The sequence below is a fragment of the Bradyrhizobium sp. SZCCHNS1022 genome (genome assembly GCF_032484835.1).
Lineage (GTDB): Bacteria > Pseudomonadota > Alphaproteobacteria > Rhizobiales > Xanthobacteraceae > Bradyrhizobium.
Map to the genome: position 1 here is coordinate 38,557 of NZ_JAUETT010000006.1, position 15,285 is coordinate 53,841.

The 15,285-nt window shown below is 64.4% G+C and carries 17 protein-coding genes; 14 read left to right on the forward strand and 3 right to left on the reverse strand.

The annotated features are described in order from the left end of the window. Positions 1-12: 12 nt before the first annotated feature. The 14 genes from QX071_RS28240 to QX071_RS28305 all read left to right on the forward strand — a co-directional run bounded on the left by QX071_RS28240 (position 13) and on the right by QX071_RS28305 (position 11,734). Entirely contained in the window at positions 13-1,821 is a 1,809-nt protein-coding gene (locus QX071_RS28240) for a PEP-utilizing enzyme (protein ID WP_315705902.1), read from the forward strand. Between the two features lie 57 nt (positions 1,822-1,878). Further along, entirely contained in the window at positions 1,879-2,481 is a 603-nt protein-coding gene (locus QX071_RS28245) for an HD domain-containing protein (RefSeq protein ID WP_315705901.1), read from the forward strand. Positions 2,482-2,497: 16 nt separating this feature from the next. Then, positions 2,498-3,943, forward strand: coding sequence for an aldehyde dehydrogenase family protein (locus tag QX071_RS28250; protein WP_315705900.1), 1,446 nt, complete (start codon positions 2,498-2,500; stop codon positions 3,941-3,943). Next, entirely contained in the window at positions 3,940-4,557 is a 618-nt protein-coding gene (locus QX071_RS28255; protein WP_315705899.1) for an HD domain-containing protein, read from the forward strand. The genes QX071_RS28250 and QX071_RS28255 overlap by 4 nt, the downstream gene beginning before the upstream one ends. Beyond that, a complete protein-coding gene (locus tag QX071_RS28260; protein WP_315705898.1) occupies positions 4,554-5,315 on the forward strand; it encodes an SDR family NAD(P)-dependent oxidoreductase in 762 nt (253 codons plus the stop codon). Before QX071_RS28255 ends, QX071_RS28260 begins: the two co-directional genes overlap by 4 nt. A 14-nt stretch (positions 5,316-5,329) precedes the next feature. Further along, positions 5,330-5,653, forward strand: a complete 324-nt coding sequence (locus tag QX071_RS28265) for a 2Fe-2S iron-sulfur cluster-binding protein (RefSeq protein ID WP_315705897.1) — start codon at positions 5,330-5,332, stop codon at positions 5,651-5,653. 481 nt (positions 5,654-6,134) lie between these two features. Then, a complete protein-coding gene (locus tag QX071_RS28270; protein WP_315705896.1) occupies positions 6,135-7,619 on the forward strand; it encodes an aromatic/alkene/methane monooxygenase hydroxylase/oxygenase subunit alpha in 1,485 nt (494 codons plus the stop codon). A gap of 111 nt (positions 7,620-7,730) precedes the next feature. Continuing rightward, positions 7,731-7,976 (forward strand): toluene-4-monooxygenase system B family protein, encoded by a 246-nt coding sequence (locus tag QX071_RS28275; protein ID WP_315705895.1) that lies wholly within the window; start codon positions 7,731-7,733, stop codon positions 7,974-7,976. Then, on the forward strand, positions 7,969-8,349 hold the full coding sequence (locus QX071_RS28280; protein WP_315705894.1) for a Rieske 2Fe-2S domain-containing protein: 381 nt from the start codon (positions 7,969-7,971) through the stop codon (positions 8,347-8,349). The genes QX071_RS28275 and QX071_RS28280 overlap by 8 nt, the downstream gene beginning before the upstream one ends. A gap of 9 nt (positions 8,350-8,358) precedes the next feature. Beyond that, a complete protein-coding gene (locus tag QX071_RS28285) occupies positions 8,359-8,661 on the forward strand; it encodes an MmoB/DmpM family protein (protein ID WP_315705893.1) in 303 nt (100 codons plus the stop codon). A gap of 20 nt (positions 8,662-8,681) precedes the next feature. Then, positions 8,682-9,707 carry an aromatic/alkene monooxygenase hydroxylase subunit beta gene (locus QX071_RS28290; RefSeq protein ID WP_315705892.1) on the forward strand — a complete coding sequence of 342 codons (1,026 nt, stop codon included), beginning with the start codon at positions 8,682-8,684 and terminating at the stop codon, positions 9,705-9,707. A gap of 1 nt (position 9,708) precedes the next feature. Next, on the forward strand, positions 9,709-10,755 hold the full coding sequence (locus tag QX071_RS28295) for a 2Fe-2S iron-sulfur cluster binding domain-containing protein (RefSeq protein ID WP_315705891.1): 1,047 nt from the start codon (positions 9,709-9,711) through the stop codon (positions 10,753-10,755). Then, positions 10,739-11,290 carry a hypothetical protein gene (locus tag QX071_RS28300; RefSeq protein WP_315705890.1) on the forward strand — a complete coding sequence of 184 codons (552 nt, stop codon included), beginning with the start codon at positions 10,739-10,741 and terminating at the stop codon, positions 11,288-11,290. The genes QX071_RS28295 and QX071_RS28300 overlap by 17 nt, the downstream gene beginning before the upstream one ends. Before the next feature lie 21 nt (positions 11,291-11,311). After that, a complete protein-coding gene (locus QX071_RS28305) occupies positions 11,312-11,734 on the forward strand; it encodes a 2Fe-2S iron-sulfur cluster binding domain-containing protein (protein ID WP_315705889.1) in 423 nt (140 codons plus the stop codon). A gap of 162 nt (positions 11,735-11,896) precedes the next feature. On the opposite strand, the gene QX071_RS28310 is transcribed toward QX071_RS28305, so the two are convergent. Genes QX071_RS28310 through QX071_RS28320 form a run of 3 tightly spaced genes read right to left on the reverse strand, consistent with a single transcriptional unit; the run spans position 11,897 to position 15,266 of the window. Then, positions 11,897-12,358, reverse strand: a complete 462-nt coding sequence (locus QX071_RS28310; RefSeq protein ID WP_315705888.1) for an ATP-binding cassette domain-containing protein — start codon at positions 12,356-12,358, stop codon at positions 11,897-11,899. A 38-nt stretch (positions 12,359-12,396) separates the two neighbouring features. Further along, positions 12,397-14,256 (reverse strand): TRAP transporter large permease subunit, encoded by a 1,860-nt coding sequence (locus tag QX071_RS28315; protein WP_315705887.1) that lies wholly within the window; start codon positions 14,254-14,256, stop codon positions 12,397-12,399. After that, a complete protein-coding gene (locus tag QX071_RS28320; RefSeq protein ID WP_315705886.1) occupies positions 14,253-15,266 on the reverse strand; it encodes a TRAP transporter substrate-binding protein in 1,014 nt (337 codons plus the stop codon). The genes QX071_RS28315 and QX071_RS28320 overlap by 4 nt, the downstream gene beginning before the upstream one ends. Between the last annotated feature and the right edge of the window lie 19 nt (positions 15,267-15,285).

Consider the following 15,285-nt stretch of genomic DNA (forward strand, 5'->3'; position numbering starts at 1 on the left):
GGGGAAACATCCATGACAGCGCATGCGAAATTTCCAAGTCCCTATGATCTGAAGACGCCTGTGGGCGCCGAGGGCTGGGAGACGCTCTACCCCTATTACCTTCAGTTCCAGAACAGCCTGCGCGACAAGGAGGACGGCAAGTTCTGGTTCTGCGACTCGCAGCACTGGCCGAGCCCGTTCAAGCCGTTCGACGCCGTCACGGTCGAATTCGCAGTCAAGTGCCTCGGTCAATACAACACGCGGCATTACCTGATCCCGCCGGCGAATGGCGTCGAATACCGCATCCACAATGGCTACTGCTACATGAGCCCGGTTGCCGTTGCGCCCGAGCTGATCGGCGGCCGCGTGCCGCATTTCATGGAGCGCGCCGGCTACTACTTCCAGAACTGGGACCGTCTGCTCGCAAACTGGGACAAGAAGGTCCGCGCCAACATCGCCGAGCTCGAAGCGCTGAACTTCGAGCCGCTGCCCGAGGCCGTGCCGCTCGATTGGATTACGGGCGGCGTCGGCCTCGACAACACTTATGCGCTGACGGAGACCTATGATCGAGCCATCCAGCTGCTCTACAAGACCTGGCAGTATCATTTCGAGTTCCTGAACCTTGGCTACGCCGCCTATCTCGACTTCTTCAGCTTCATGAAGGGCCAGTTCCCCACGATTCCGGACCAGGCCATCGCCAAGATGGTGCAGGGTGTCGAGGTAGACCTGTTTCGTCCCGACGACGAGTTGAAGAAGCTCGCCAAGCTCGCGGTGAAGCTCGGTGTGGCCGACGCGATGAAGAGCGGATCCGTGGACGAAGCGCTCGCCGCCGTCAGCGATGCGCCGAACGGCGCCGAATGGCTGAAGGCCTGGAAGGAGGCGCAGGATCCCTGGTTCAACTTTACCTCCGGCAATGGCTTCTATTCGACCGACAAGTACTGGATCGAGCATCTCGACATCCCGCTCGGCTACATCAGGGACTACATCGTCCGCGTGCAGCGGGGTGAGGAAATCGAGCGGCCGACCGAAGCCATCGCCAAGGAGCGCGACCGGATCACGTCCGAATATGCCGACATGCTCGATACGGACGCCCGTGCCGCCTTCGAGGGTAAGCTCGGTCTCGCCCGCACCGTGTTTCCCTATGTCGAGAACCACAACTTCTATATCGAGCATTGGTCGATGAGCGTGTTCTGGCGCAAGATGCGCGAGCTCGGCGCCATCTTCCGCGATGCCGGCTTCTGGAAGGACGCCGACGACCTGTTCTATCTGAACCGTCAGGAAGTCCGCGACGCGCTGTTCGACTACGGCAATGGCTGGGCGGTCGGCGCACCGGCGATCGGTCCGACCTACTGGCCGCCCGAGATCGAGCGGCGCAAGACGATTCTTGCCGCGCTGGCGACGACGCCGCCGCAGCCCGCGCTCAACAATCCGCCCGATGTCATCACCGAGCCGTTCACGATCATGCTCTGGGGCATCACCACAGAGAGCATCGGCCGCTGGCTCGATGGCGCCGCGAACACCACCAAGCTCTCCGGCATGGCCGCCTCCCCCGGCATCGTCGAAGGTCGCGCCCGCGTGGTGCGGTCGGCTGATGAGCTCGGCCAGATCGAGCAGGGCGAGATCCTGGTCGCGCCGGTCACCGCGCCGAGCTGGGCGCCGATCTTCGGCAAGATCAACGCGATCGTGACCGATATCGGCGGCATGATGTCCCACGCCGCCATCGTGTGCCGCGAATACGGCCTGCCTGCCGTCACCGGCACGGGTCGCGCGAGTTCCTCGATCAAGAACGGACAGATGCTGCGCGTCAACGGCTCGACCGGCGAAGTGACCGTTCTGTCCTGACCCCCGAACCAGGGAAGGTCGGCAAAGCCGGCCTTCCCTGCAAGATTGGAAATTGCAATGCTCGACAGGCCCGAGATCGGCAGCCGGTACGATGAAGTTTGGCGCATCAGCGAGCCATACATGCGCGCCCGCAAGAACGACGTTCACATCCCGCTGTCCTATGCCTATGCCCGCAGGCTGCTTGAGCATTACCCCGACGCGGACGAGGACATCGTTTCACTCGCGATCATCCTGCACGACATCGGCTGGTACTCGATCGACATGAACGACATCATCGAGAAGGGCTTCGGCCCCAACATGATGCAGTCCGACGTGCGCTTCCTGCACGAGAGCGAAGGTGTCCGCATGTCGCGCGAGGTGCTGGAGCAGGCCGACTGGCCGGAGCCGGTCATCGTTGCGGTCGCCGAGATCATCGACGGCCACGACACCCGTCCCTACCCGCGCTCCCTCAACGATAGGATCGTACGCGACGCCGACAAGCTGTGGCGCTTCACGACCACCGGTGTCGCTGTCGCCTGCGACTGGTTCAAGATGACGCCGCACCAATATGCGACGCGTCTGACGACGCAGCTTGCCTTGCTGGAGACCGAGGCCGGACGGCTGATGGCCGAGGAGGCACTGGACAAGACCCGGGCAGCGCTGATGCTCGATCTGATTTGAACCAGAGGCCGCGGACATGGACATTTTCATCGACGGCCGTTGGGTTGCGGCGCGCAGCGGCGCGACCTTCGCCGTCTTCGATCCTGCGACGGGCGAGACGATCGATAGCGTTCCGGATGCCGGCCGCGCGGATGTCGATGCCGCGATCCGATCGGCCGAGACGGCTTTCCAGACCTGGAAGGCGACGCCGGTCGCCGAGCGTGCGCGGCTGCAGAAGAGCGCCGCCGGGCTGATGCGCGAGGCGGCCGACGAGCTCGGCCGTCTGCTGACCAGGGAGCTCGGCCGTCCCCTGGCCGGCGCGATCACCGAAATCCGGCGCTCGGCCGAGTTGCTCGACGTCTATGCCGAGGAAGGCCAGCGCCTGCATGCCGAGATACCGCTGACGGGCATGGCCGGCGAGAAGATCATCATCACCCGCGAGCCGGTCGGCGTCGTCGTCGCCATCACCCCGTTCAACTATCCGGTCACGCTGCTCTGTTTCAAGCTCGGAGCCGCGCTGATGGCCGGCTGCACGGTCGTCGCAAAGCCAGCCGAGGAGACGCCGCTGTCGACCTTGCGGCTCGCTGAACTCTTCCGAACGGCGGGCTTTCCGGCCGGCTGCTTCAACGTCGTCACCGGCCGCGGCCCCGACATCGGCATGCAGATGATCGAGCATCCGACGCCGCGCAAGATCGCCTTCACCGGCGGGACCAGGGCCGGCAAGGCCATCGCCGCCGCAGCAGCGGGAACGATGAAGCGCGTCACGCTCGAGCTCGGCGGCCAATGCCCGGCCGTCGTCTGCGCCGACGCCGATATCGGCGCCGCCGCTGCGGCGATCGCGCGTCACGCCTTCGCCAATTCCGGCCAGTTCTGCTATCGCGTCAACCGCGTCTATGTCGAGCGCGCGGCCTACGCTGCGTTTCTCGATGCGCTCGTCGACAAGGTCTCGCAGCTCGACGTTGGCAACGGCCTGACTTCGAATTGCGCGCTCGGCCCGCTGATCAACGAAAAGATCTATCTCAACAGCGAGCGACAGATCGCCGATGCCCGCGCCCACGGCGCGACTGTGCTGACCGGCGGAGCCCGCTTGACGGGCGGGATCTACGACAAGGGCTGGTTCCTGCCGCCGACCGTGATCGCCGATGCCGGTCCCTCTTCTCTCCTCATGACCGAGGAGACCTTCGGGCCGGTGCTCGGCGTTGCCCCATTCGACGATCGCAGGGAGGCCGTGAGGCTCGCGAATGCAACGATCTATGGACTGGCCGCCTTCGTCTTCTCGCGCAACCTCGCGACGGGGCTGACTTTGGCCGAGCGCCTGGAAGCCGGCTCGGTCTGGGTCAACGACATCCAGCGATCGAACCAGCGCGCGCCATTCGGCGGCATGAAGCAGAGCGGGATCGGCCGCGAGAAGGGCCGCTACGGCGTCGAGGACTATCTCGAATACAAGACGATCTACCTCACCTACGACGCGGAGCTGCGATGACGCACTTTCTGCGCGAACAGGATCTGCCGATCTGGCTTGCCGCGCGGCCATGGCTGGATGTGCGGTCCAACGACGAGCACACCCTGATCTCTTATCGTCTTGGCCAGGCGCTACTGCGGATTCATCCCGAAGCGGACGCCTCCGTGGTCCTGCCCGCGATCCTCATGCACGACGTCGGCTGGAAGAAATTTCCGCCAGAGCAGCTCGCCGCAGCGGTCGGCCCCAATCCCAAGTATCCCGAGCTGCAGCGCGCTCATGAGATCGAGGGCGTCAAGATCGCGGCCGAGACTTTCTCGCAACTGGCGCTTCCCTGGCTGCAGGCCGATGCGATCCTTGCGATCATCGATGGGCATGACACGCGAAAATCTGCGATCTCACGCGAGGATGCGCTGATGAAGGACGCCGACAAGCTGTGGCGCTTCACCGCTCACGGCATCGCGACGATCGGCGGCTGGTTCGATACCCCGCCGAAGGAGACGCTCGCGATGCTCGAGAGCTTCGTGCTGCCGTCGATGCTGACCGACGCTGGCGCCGGCATGGCTCAGGCGCTGATCGCGGAGGGCGTCGCGTCCGCGTTCATGGCGGATCTGCTGCCTATCGAGGTTCCTGCATGAGTACGATCCAACTGCTTGGGAAACGCGTGATCGTCACCGGCGCCGCCGGCGGGCTGGGCCGCGGATTCGCACTCGCCTTCGCCGCAGCAGGTGCCGAGGTCGTCGCCGCTGACATCCGCCTCAGCGGCGTCGAGGAAACCGCGCGGCTGATCCGCGACCGCGGCGGCAAGGCACATGCCGCAGAGGTCGACGTCGCGAACGAGACGTCCACTGCAGCATTGGCGCAAACAGCGTTGGCGCGCATGGGAGGCGTCGACGTACTGGTCAACAATGCTGCCATCTATGCCGGACTCGAACGACGCGGCTTCGAGGCGATACCCGAGGCCGAATGGGACCGGGTGATGCGCGTCAATGTCAAGGGTGTGTGGATGATGAGCAAGGCCGTGGCGCCGCTGATGCGCCGCGCCGGCGGCGGCGCGATCGTCAACGTGTCGTCGGCGACGGTCATGAGCGGCTCGCCGATGTGGCTTCACTACGTGTCGTCGAAAGGCGCCGTCATCGCCATGACGCGCGCGCTGGCGCGTGAGCTGGGCGATGACAAGATCACGGTCAATGTCATCGCCCCCGGCTTCACCCTCACAGAAGCCAGCCTCGGCTTGATGGAGAATGCTGCGGAATATGGCGTCTCCAGGGGAGCGCTGAAGCGCGCAGCCGATGTCGACGACATGGTCGGCGGCGCCCTGTTCTTCGCTTCGCCTGCCGCGACCTTCGTTACCGGCCAGACTTTGATCATCGATGGCGGCCGGCAGTTCATCTAGGAATTCGAAGATCCATGCCCAAGATCACGTTCATCGAGCCCGACGGCACCGTGCGCCTCGTTGACGCCGAGCCCGGCGAGAGCGCCATGCAGGCGGCGAAGCGCAACGGCGTCGACGGCATCATCGGCGAATGCGGTGGATCGTGCATCTGCGCCACCTGCCATTGTCACGTCGACGAGACCTGGATCGCGCGCGTCGGCGCAGCGGGCGACATCGAGGCCGACTTGCTCGAATTCGAGGCCACGGACGTCCGCCCGGAGAGCCGCCTCGCCTGCCAGATCCCGATCACCGAGTCCCTCGACGGGCTGCTGCTGCGGGTCGTCGGCCGCAGCCGCTGATCGCGACAAGCCCACGCTGTTCTCGCGCACTTTCTTCTCACCTGACGGCTCTGAGCTGACGTCCTGCACCGCAGACAGCCGATCCGTCGCCTTGCGATGCCTGCTCATCCGAACTCACTCGTCTGACGAGGATAGCCGCCCTTCTCAGGTCAATCGATTCTCGTCTCGCTTCAGCGAAGCCGACGCGCTGAGGGCCTGCTCGCATCATTCCCCCGCACTGCATCATTCATCTCCGCGCGTCCGCGTTCGCGCTTTCCATCAGGCCTGCATACCAACTCAATCACGTGCGTAAACCAGGCTAAAGAAAAACCAAAGAACGAGACATACACTGTCCGACAAATTTCGATCGGCGATCTTCATATCTGCTGTTGAAGATTGGACGCATCGATCACGAACCGCGCAAAGCAACCTGTTCAAGACGGGCGGCGCGGTCCGGAACGACACAAGAGCGAAACGCGATCATAGCTCGGGAGGAGCGCGCATGCCGAAGCTGCAGCGGCGGGATTACTACGATATCGCCCGCGACATGAACTGGCCCCTCTCCTATGTCAGCGAGGAAGAGGCCTTTCCCGAGGCGCTCTCGAAGAGCTTCGGCATCCACGGCGAGCAATGGTGGGGCTGGGACGAGCCCTACAAGCTGACCTATCGCGAATACGTCCACAACCAGGCCGGCAAGGACGACGGCATCTACTCCATCCGTTCGACCATCGCGCGCTCCAACCTGTACGACAATCTCGACGCCGGCTGGAAGTCGGCCATCAAGGCGCATTACGGCGCCATTCCGGTCCCGGAATATTTTGCCTCGATCGGTGAGGCGCGCATGGCCCGCTTCGGCCGGGCGGCCGCGTGGCGCAACATGGCCGCGTTCGGCACGCTCGACGAATGCCGCCACGGCCAGGCGCAAATCTACTTCCCCTACTGCCTGCTGGCGAAGGACCCGCAATTCGACTGGGCTCACAAGGCGATGCACACCAACGAATGGGGTGTGATCGCAGCGCGCAGCCTGTTCGACGACATGTTCACCGCGAACGATGCGGTGTCGACGGCCATCCAGCTCACCTTCACCTTCGAGACCGGCTTCACCAATCTGCAATTCCTCGGCATGGCCTCGGACGCGCTGCATGTCGGCGACATCGAGTTCGGCGCTCTGATCTCCTCGATCCAGACCGACGAGGCCCGGCATTCGCAGCAGGGCGAGCCGACGCTGAAGATCATGATCAACAACGGCAAGAAGGCGGAGGCGCAGAAGCTGGTCGACCAGATGTTCTGGCGCTCGTGGAAGCTGTTCGCGCTACTGACCGGCATTTCCATGGACTACTATACGCCGCTGGAAAGCCGGACAATGTCGTTCAAGGAGTTCATGCAGGACTGGATCTGTCGGCAGTTCATGGACCAGTTCAAGGACCTCGGCATGAACGTGCCGTGGTACTGGGAAAAGCATTTCCTACCCGAGCTCGACTGGGTCCATCACGCCTATCACATGGGCGTGTGGTTCTGGCGGCCGACGGTGTGGTGGAATCCGGACGCGGGCGTGTCCGCCGCCGAGCGAGACTGGCTCGAGCAGAAATATCCCGGCTGGAACGATCGGTTCGGCAAGCTGTGGGACGTGATCGGCCACAACGTGCGCACCGGTCAGATTGAGAAGACCTATCCCGCAACGCTGCCGATCGTCTGCAATTGCTGCCACATTCCGATCTGCAGCCCGAGCATTGGCCAGGCGCCGCGGATCACCACGCATAACGGACGCAAGCTGAACTTCTGCTGCGAGGTCTGCGAGTGGGTCTGGAAGAGCCTGCCCGAGCGCTACGATACCCATCTCTCGGTCGTCGATCGCTTCCTGGCGGGCCAGATCCAGCCTCCGACGCTCGAGGGCGCACTGCAGTACATGGGCATTACGCCCGACGTGGCCGGCAACGACGCGCAAAATTATGCCTGGAACGGCGTGTCACGCCTGGCCGCCGAGTAACGCGTCGACCGGCGCGAGAGACAGGCGACAGGACAGACACAACAGGGATTGAGAAGCGCCGCTCACGAGCGGCCCGCCCAATCGATACAACAACAGACATGGGAGGTAAGCGTGGCTTTGTTCCCGCTTCAAGCCAATTTTCGCGGCGATTTCGTCGTCATGCTGATCCCCGTCGACGACGGCGATAACATGAGCATCGTGGCCGACAAGGTCGCACAGCACGCGGTCGGACTGCGCGTGGCCGAGAAGAGCGCGTCAAAATGCGTCTACTACAACGGCAAGGAACTGCCGTCCGGGATGACGGTCGCCCAGTCCGGAATCCAGCCGATGGATTGGATCGAGGTGGCCTATGTCTGACGATGCCGACGTCTCGTGGATAAAGGTCGCAACCTTGGATGACCTGTGGGAAGGCGATTTCCTCGGCGTCGAGGTCGACGGGGAGGAAGTGATCGTCGTGCACCTGCCCGGCGGCGAGTTGCGCTGCTTCCAGGGCATGTGCCCGCACCAGGAAATCCTGCTGGCGGACGGCACGGTCGACTTCGAAGCCGGCACCATCACCTGTTCGGCTCATGAGTGGGAGTTCAGCATGGATGACGGTCGCGGCCTCAACCCGCGAGACTGCCGGCTCTTCCGCTACGCGGTGAAGAAGGACGGCGAAACCATTCTGGTCGGCGTGCCGAATGACGGCCGGCCGCGCCGCCTGCGCCACAAGGCCGAACAGGACGCATAGGACAAGACCATGACCACAACAGCAGCAGCACCGAAGCTCGTCGGTCCCGTCATCAGGGGCGTCGACGAAGACATCATCGACGCAGTGATCGCGGCAAGCGAGCAGGACAATCCGGACGTCGAGATCGTGGTCGAGGACCGCGGCGGTTACGTCCGCATCCAGGCCGACAGGAACTTCCGTCTGACGCAGAAAAGCATGCAGGCGGCACTGGGCCGGCCGTTCCGGCTCGCCGAGATCGAGCCGAGCCTAGTGTCGTTCGGCGGACGGCTGGATTCGATGGACGACGAGTGGGTCTGGACCATCCATACATAAAAATCCTGGGAGGAAACGCCATGACCGCGATGACCGCGAAGCCGGCTGCGCGCAAGCAGAAGAAGACCTGGAGCCTGTGGACCGAGCGGCGGCTGCCGTCGGAATACGAAGCCGTCACATACAAGTTCCACAGTCATTTCCGGCGCGCGCCCGCCCCGTTCGAACTGTCCGAGAACTGGCCGATCAACCAGTTCTATCTCAAAAATCGCGAGGGCTCGAAACTTTCGCTGGACGACTGGGAGGGTTATCGCGATCCCCTCACCTATACCTATCGCCGCTACGTCACCGATCAGAAGGACCGCGAGGTCTATTGCGACAATCTGATCGACGAGTTCGAGCGGCAGGACAGCTACCGCAAGCTTCCGACGCCCTGGCTCGACTTCCTCGGCCAGGCCTATCTGCCGGTCCGGTTTCCCGGGCACGCGATGCAGATGAGCGCAGCCTATGTCGCGCAGATGGCGCCGTCGGCCTTCGTCACCAACACTTTCTACTTCCAGATGGGCAACGAAATGCGCCGCGTGCAGCGCCAGGCCTATCTGGCCAAGGCGCTTGCGCTCGACACCGGACGCCCGGAGCTTGCCGACAGCAACAGGACCCGCGCGATCTGGACGCAGGCACCACAATGGCAGGGCCTGCGCGAGCTGATCGAGAAGCATCTGGTCGCCTACGACTGGGGCGAGGCCTTCGTCTCCCGCAATCTCGTGCTGCGGCCGATCTTCGATCACGTGTTCAATCGCGAGATCGCCGATCTGGCGCGAGCGAACGATGACGATCTGCTGGCGCTCATGCACGACGATTTCCGCAACTATGACGAATCCTATGCCATCGAGACCACGAAGGCTCTGGTGAGATACGCCGCCAGCAAGGTTCCTACCCATGCGGTGCTGTTGCGAGAATGGGCCGCGAAATGGATGCCGCTCGGCGAACGCGCCGCGCGTGGCCTGAGCGAGGCGCTCGCGGCCGCGCCAGGCGCCGACAGTGCGCAAGCGATCCTGGAGCGGACCATGACGGCGCAGGCAAGGCTGATCGCGGATTGCGGACTGTAGTTTGGCGAGCACGGTCGGCATCGAGCAGCCGACCGTCAAGGCCGAAAGGACGGCGTTGATGACGCGGCAACTCCGCATCGAGCCCGATGGTGTCGCGATCGACGCGGCCGAACACGAAACCATCCTTCAGGCCGCGCGGCGAAGCGGAGTCGCGCTGCCTTACGAATGCGGCTGGGGCAGTTGCGGCTCCTGCAAGGTGACCCTCGTCGACGGGCAAGTGGAATTGATTTTTCCCGGCGCCCCAGCCGTGAATCCGCGCGACGCGCGGCGCAACCGCATCCTGGCATGTCAATCTCGCGCAGCCTCGGATGTCACCATCGCGCGCGGTCCCGGCGACTGGTCCGCGCCGACGCCTCGATGCGTCGAGCAACAGGCGATCCTGCGAGAGGTCGAACATCTTGCGCCGGAGATTCGCCAGTTCACCTTCGAGACCGCCGCGCCGATCGACTTCCGGCCTGGCCAATATGCGATCCTGCATCTCGGCGAAGGCCTACGACGCTGCTACTCGATGTGCAACCTGCCGGGCAGCGCCATCCTGCAGTTCATTGCCAAGCGCTATGACGGCGGCCACGGCAGCAATACGCTTGCCGCCTTGCAGCCGGGCGCTCGCATCACCGTCGAGGTCCCGTTCGGCACCTGCACGCTACGGCGCGAGCCGGGCCGCAAGGTGTTCGTGGCCGGAGGCACAGGCCTTGCGCCGATCCTGTCGATGATACGCGAGGCGGCGCAAACGCAACTCGATTTCGGATCGCCCGTGGACGTCATCTACGGTGCGCGTGCGCCGGCCGATCTCGCTGCGGCCGACATGCTGGAAGCGGCGATCGCGCACGTGGCCCACAGTCGCTACCTGCCGGTCGTCGAACAGGCGCCGGCGAGCTGGCCACATGCAGCCGGCTTCGTCACCGATGCGATCAAGGCAACGGTCACCGATCCCGCCGCGGCGGAGTTCTATGTCGCCGGGCCACCGGTCATGGTCAACGCGGTCAAGGCGCTGCTGCGCAGCGCCGACGTACCGATCACGCAGGTCCACTATGACAGCTTCGCCTAGCATGTGGCTGCACGGCGCGCCGGTCTGGGTCATGGCACCGGGACTGCGCCGTCTCGCCGCGCGGCAGGGCGACGCCCCGCGGCTCGCGCTGACATGGCCTTGCCATCAGCTCGATGACGCCTCGCCCGCCGGATATGCTGGGCAGCTTGCCTCATGCGCATGCGCGCTGGCCGGCGTCGAAGAGGTGCCGCCGCCGCTCAACACTGCAGGCCGCGCCTTCGCGCTCGACGACACCAATGCCATGGGCCAGCCGGAGGCGTTCGTATTCGCGCCGGTCTGGCTGCTGGTTCGTCCGGACGGATCGCTGCACCTCACCCTGCGGCCGGTATGGGCGCAGAAGGTCGCGGCCAAGGGCTGGGGCACGGTGCATCCGTTCGCGCGCTACATGGCCGGCGCCGTCCCGCCGCAGAGCCTCATCGTCTACGCGCCGCGGGATCCCCGCGAACTCGCGATCGCGATACGCATCATCGCGGCGGCGCATTGCTACGCGCGCGGCCGCATCGGCGAGGTCGCCTTGCCCGACAGCCGCTGGTGAGCCGTGACCGAGAGGACGATCATGAACGACGAAGCCGACGCCAGCCGTTTTCACGTCAGGCTCGAGCGTAGCGATGGAACACTCACCTTCAAGGCTGCAGCCGACGAATATCTGCTCTACAGCATGATCGATGCCGGCATCGAGAGCCCCTTCATCTGCGAGCAGGGCTGGTGCCTCGCCTGCGCGGCGCGACTGCTCCAGGGCGAGGTCGACCGCTCCGCCGCGCTCACCGTCTATCCCGAGGACGCCGAAGCCGGCTTCGTGCTGCTGTGCTCGACCAAGCCATGCTCAGATCTCGTCCTGATGCTGGACGAGCATCAAACCCGCCGGGACATGATGCAGCATCGGATCGAGCACAATCAGCTCGCGCGGGCCTACCCACCCGGCACACGCTCCCGCTTCCGCCGCGGCCGCGCCGCCGCGCAAACGAACCGTCATGACTAGCGCCCGGCACTGATCATTCGCGCAGTATCTCTCGAGCGCAACGGTGACTCCGCCTGTGCATCGGCACTCGCTGACAGCCCGAGCGCCGGAATCATTCGCGGAGGTTCTTACCGCAAGCGCGCCCCGGAGCTCAACGCCCGAGCGATTTCAACGAACTGCCGCTCATGTAGATCGAGCCTGGCGACCGGCCAATCCAACGTGTTCGGCAAGGCTTTCGTCGACGAGCGCCAGCGCGGCGCGCGCCTCCTCGAAGCACTCGGCTTCACTCAATCTGGCAAAAGCACGCTTGCGATGCGGCAGATAGATGTTCTTGGCCACCGACAGATGCGGCAGCAGCGCGAGCTCCTGGAACACGACGGCGATCGCCTTGGCATCCGGATCGAGCCGGCCGTCGATGCTGATCGATCCGCCGTCGTGGCGATGCGAGTCGGAGATGATCCGGATCAGGGTCGACTTGCCGGCTCCGTTGCCGCCCAGCAGCGCGTGGATCTCGCGACGGCGAATCCACAGATTGGCGCCGCGAAGCACCTGGGTGGCGCCAAAGCTCTTTTCGATGTCCCGGGCTTCGAGGACGGATGCTGTCGCGTTCGTCTCTTGCGTCATCATCTCACGCGCGACTGGCATTTCGGTGCTCATGATGCGGGCTGTTTCATTGCATCGTCTCAGAGGAAGCCGATGGACAGCCGGGGCACGAAGGCGACCAGCAGCAGCCCGAGCACCAGCGCACCGAGATAGGGCCAAATGCGCGTCAGTCCGGCATTGGGATCGATCTGCCCGATCGAGCACGCCGCGTAGTAGCCGAGGCCGAAGGGCGGCGCGAACAGGCCGATGCCCATCGCCAAAATGATCACCATCGCGTAGTGCACCTCGTGTACGCCGAGCAGCTTCGCCGCCGGGAACAGCAGCGGGCCGAACAGCACCATGGCGGGGAGACCTTCGAGGATGCTGCCGAGCAGGATGAACACGACGATCGAGATCAGGAGGAAGCCATATTTGCCGCCGGGCACCGCGACCATCATCGCCGCGAGCGCATGCGAGAAGTTCGATTGCGTTAGCGCCCAAGCCATCGCAGTGGCGGCCCCGATGATGAACAGGATCGCCCCCGACAGCGCCGCGGTGTGGACCAGCGCCGGATAGAGATTGCGCCAATCGAAGCGGCGGTAGACGAACAGCCCGACCAGGACCGTGTAGGCGATGCCTATGGTCGAGACCTCGGTCGCAGTCGCGACACCCTCGGTCACCGCCGTGCGGATCAGCACGGGCAGTAGCAGGGCCGGCATCGCAGTGATCAGCGCAGAGCGGATGGTGGTCCACGATGGGCGCGGCCGGATGATGCCTTCTGGTTCGACCATGCGGCGCTTGGCGACGATGGCCAGCGCCGCCGCGAGCACGAGGCCCGGCACGATGCCGCCGGTGAACAGCGCCGAGATCGAAACGCCGGCGACCGAGCCGATGATGATCAGCACGATCGAGGGCGGAATGGTCTCCGCCATCGCGCCGGAGGCGGCGAGCAGCGAGACCAGCTCACCGTCATGAATGCCGCGCCGCTTCATGTCCGGAAACAGCACCGGCGCGACCGCGGCCATGTCGGCGGTCTTGGCACCGGAGATACCGGAGACAAGGAGAATCGCGCCAAGCAGCACATAGGACAGGCCACCTCGCACGTGCCCAACCAGCGAGACCAGGAAGCCGACCATCGCGGTTGCCATTCCCGTCATCACGATCAGATGGCCAAGCAGGATGAATAGCGGAATCGCGAGCAGCACGAGCGAGGAGACGCCTTCGTCGATCCGGCTGGTGACGACCTCGAGCGGCGCGGTGGTCACCGTCAGCAGATAGGCCACCGTGGCAAGACCGAAGCAGAACGCGATCGGAACACCCGAAAGGACCGCCGCGCCCAGCAGGATCGCGAAAAATACCACGAGGTTCCAATTGCCGAGCGCCTTCAGCGCCGGCGCTGCGATCCACAATGCGGCTCCGATCGTCGCCAGGAGTGCGAGCGTGATCGCGATGTCACGCGAGGCGTGGCGTGCCATCCGCAGCAGCGCGGTTGCCAGCATCAGCGCGATTCCAACCGGCACCGCGCCGGCCCGCACGCTGTCGGGCAGGCCGAGCGCAGGCGTTTCCGCAAACGCCTGCCCGCTCGCATAGTCGATCGCGGGATGCAGCAGGATGGCGAGGAACAATGCCGGCGCCATCAGCGCTGCGCTTTCCAGAACCGCGCGCGTGCGCGGCGCGACGCGATCGACCAGCGCAGTCATCCGCATGTGCTCGCCGCGGCCGAGGGCGAGCACCGCGCCCAGCATGGCGAGCCAGAGAAAGGTGATCGACGCGAGTTCGTCAGCCCAGGTCAGCGGCCGGTTGAAGGCGAAGCGCGCCGTCACGCTGGTGAAGAGAATTCCAACCTCCGCGACCAAGGCGACGATCGCGGGAATCTCGATCAGCTTCGTCAGCGCCCGCTCGAGGCCGTCGACGATGCTGTACTTCGTGGATGCTGCCAGAGACGCGTCGACGGTGTTCATCCTAGCTCTCCGACATTCGACTGCAGGATCGTCCAGGCCTCCTCGCCGAACCTGCCGCGCCAATCCTTGTAGAAGCTGCTCTTGGCGAGCACGGCGCGGAACGTGCTCTTGTCGACATCGATGAAGGTGAAGCCCTTCGCTGCGAGATCCGCGCGCAGACTCTGGCTCAGCGCGGCAATGTCGGCGCGCTCGTCATCGGCCGACTTGCTGAACTCGTGCAGGACGAGCGTCTGCAGGTCGGACGGCAGCTTGCCGAAGGCGGCCCGATTGCCGAGAATCCAGTAGGCATCCCAGACATGGCTGGTGAGCGAGCAGTACTTCTGGACTTCATAGAGCTTGGCCGTGGCGATGATCGGCAACGGGTTCTCCTGCCCCTCGACGACCTTGGTCTGCAACGCGGTATAGACTTCGTTGAAGTTGATTGGGGTCGGACCCGCGCCAAGCGCCTGGAACAGGCTGGTCAGGATGGGGGCGGCCGGAACGCGGATCTTGAAGCTCTTGAGATCGTCCGGCGTCTTGATCTCGCGGGTCGACGAGGTGACCTGACGGAATCCGTTGTCCCACGGCTTGGAGAGCGCGATGGCGCCGGTCTTCTCGATATCCTTGCGGATGTGGTCACCCAGGCTGCCGTCCATCGCCTTCCAGACCTGGTCGTAAGATGTGAAGGCAAATCCGGTATTGACGATGCCGGCGAGCGGCACGCGTGTCGCGAGTACGGAGCTCGAGATGTTGATCGCATCGACGGCGCCGACTCGGACCTGCGAGATGAGGTCGGTGTCCGAGCCCAGCTGGTTGGCCGGATAAAGATTGATCTCGAGCCGTCCGCCGCTGGCTTCCTTGATGCGGTCGGCGGCCTGCTGCGCGCGCTTGTTGACCGGATGCGACGGATCCTGGCCGGTCGCGAGCTTCATCGTGAACTCGGCCGCCTTTGCATAGCGCGAGACGGCGATGGCGAAAGGCAGGGCTGCCGTCCCCGCCAGGAATTGTCGACGCGTCTTCCCCTTGCGCATTACCATTCCTCCAATATGA

Excerpts from the sequence above, each read along its gene's own strand:
- QX071_RS28240 (WP_315705902.1), top strand. The coding sequence starts at position 13 with ATGACAGCGCATGCGAAATTTCCAAGTCCCTATGATCTGAAGACGCCT.
- QX071_RS28245 (WP_315705901.1), top strand. The coding sequence starts at position 1,879 with ATGCTCGACAGGCCCGAGATCGGCAGCCGGTACGATGAAGTTTGGCGC.
- QX071_RS28250 (WP_315705900.1), top strand. The coding sequence starts at position 2,498 with ATGGACATTTTCATCGACGGCCGTTGGGTTGCGGCGCGCAGCGGCGCG.
- QX071_RS28255 (WP_315705899.1), top strand. The coding sequence starts at position 3,940 with ATGACGCACTTTCTGCGCGAACAGGATCTGCCGATCTGGCTTGCCGCG.
- QX071_RS28260 (WP_315705898.1), top strand. The coding sequence starts at position 4,554 with ATGAGTACGATCCAACTGCTTGGGAAACGCGTGATCGTCACCGGCGCC.
- QX071_RS28265 (WP_315705897.1), top strand. The coding sequence starts at position 5,330 with ATGCCCAAGATCACGTTCATCGAGCCCGACGGCACCGTGCGCCTCGTT.
- QX071_RS28270 (WP_315705896.1), top strand. The coding sequence starts at position 6,135 with ATGCCGAAGCTGCAGCGGCGGGATTACTACGATATCGCCCGCGACATG.
- QX071_RS28280 (WP_315705894.1), top strand. The coding sequence starts at position 7,969 with ATGTCTGACGATGCCGACGTCTCGTGGATAAAGGTCGCAACCTTGGAT.
- QX071_RS28285 (WP_315705893.1), top strand. The coding sequence starts at position 8,359 with ATGACCACAACAGCAGCAGCACCGAAGCTCGTCGGTCCCGTCATCAGG.
- QX071_RS28290 (WP_315705892.1), top strand. The coding sequence starts at position 8,682 with ATGACCGCGATGACCGCGAAGCCGGCTGCGCGCAAGCAGAAGAAGACC.
- QX071_RS28300 (WP_315705890.1), top strand. The coding sequence starts at position 10,739 with ATGACAGCTTCGCCTAGCATGTGGCTGCACGGCGCGCCGGTCTGGGTC.
- QX071_RS28305 (WP_315705889.1), top strand. The coding sequence starts at position 11,312 with ATGAACGACGAAGCCGACGCCAGCCGTTTTCACGTCAGGCTCGAGCGT.
- QX071_RS28310 (WP_315705888.1), bottom strand. The coding sequence starts at position 12,358 with ATGCCAGTCGCGCGTGAGATGATGACGCAAGAGACGAACGCGACAGCA.
- QX071_RS28315 (WP_315705887.1), bottom strand. The coding sequence starts at position 14,256 with ATGAACACCGTCGACGCGTCTCTGGCAGCATCCACGAAGTACAGCATC.
- QX071_RS28320 (WP_315705886.1), bottom strand. The coding sequence starts at position 15,266 with ATGCGCAAGGGGAAGACGCGTCGACAATTCCTGGCGGGGACGGCAGCC.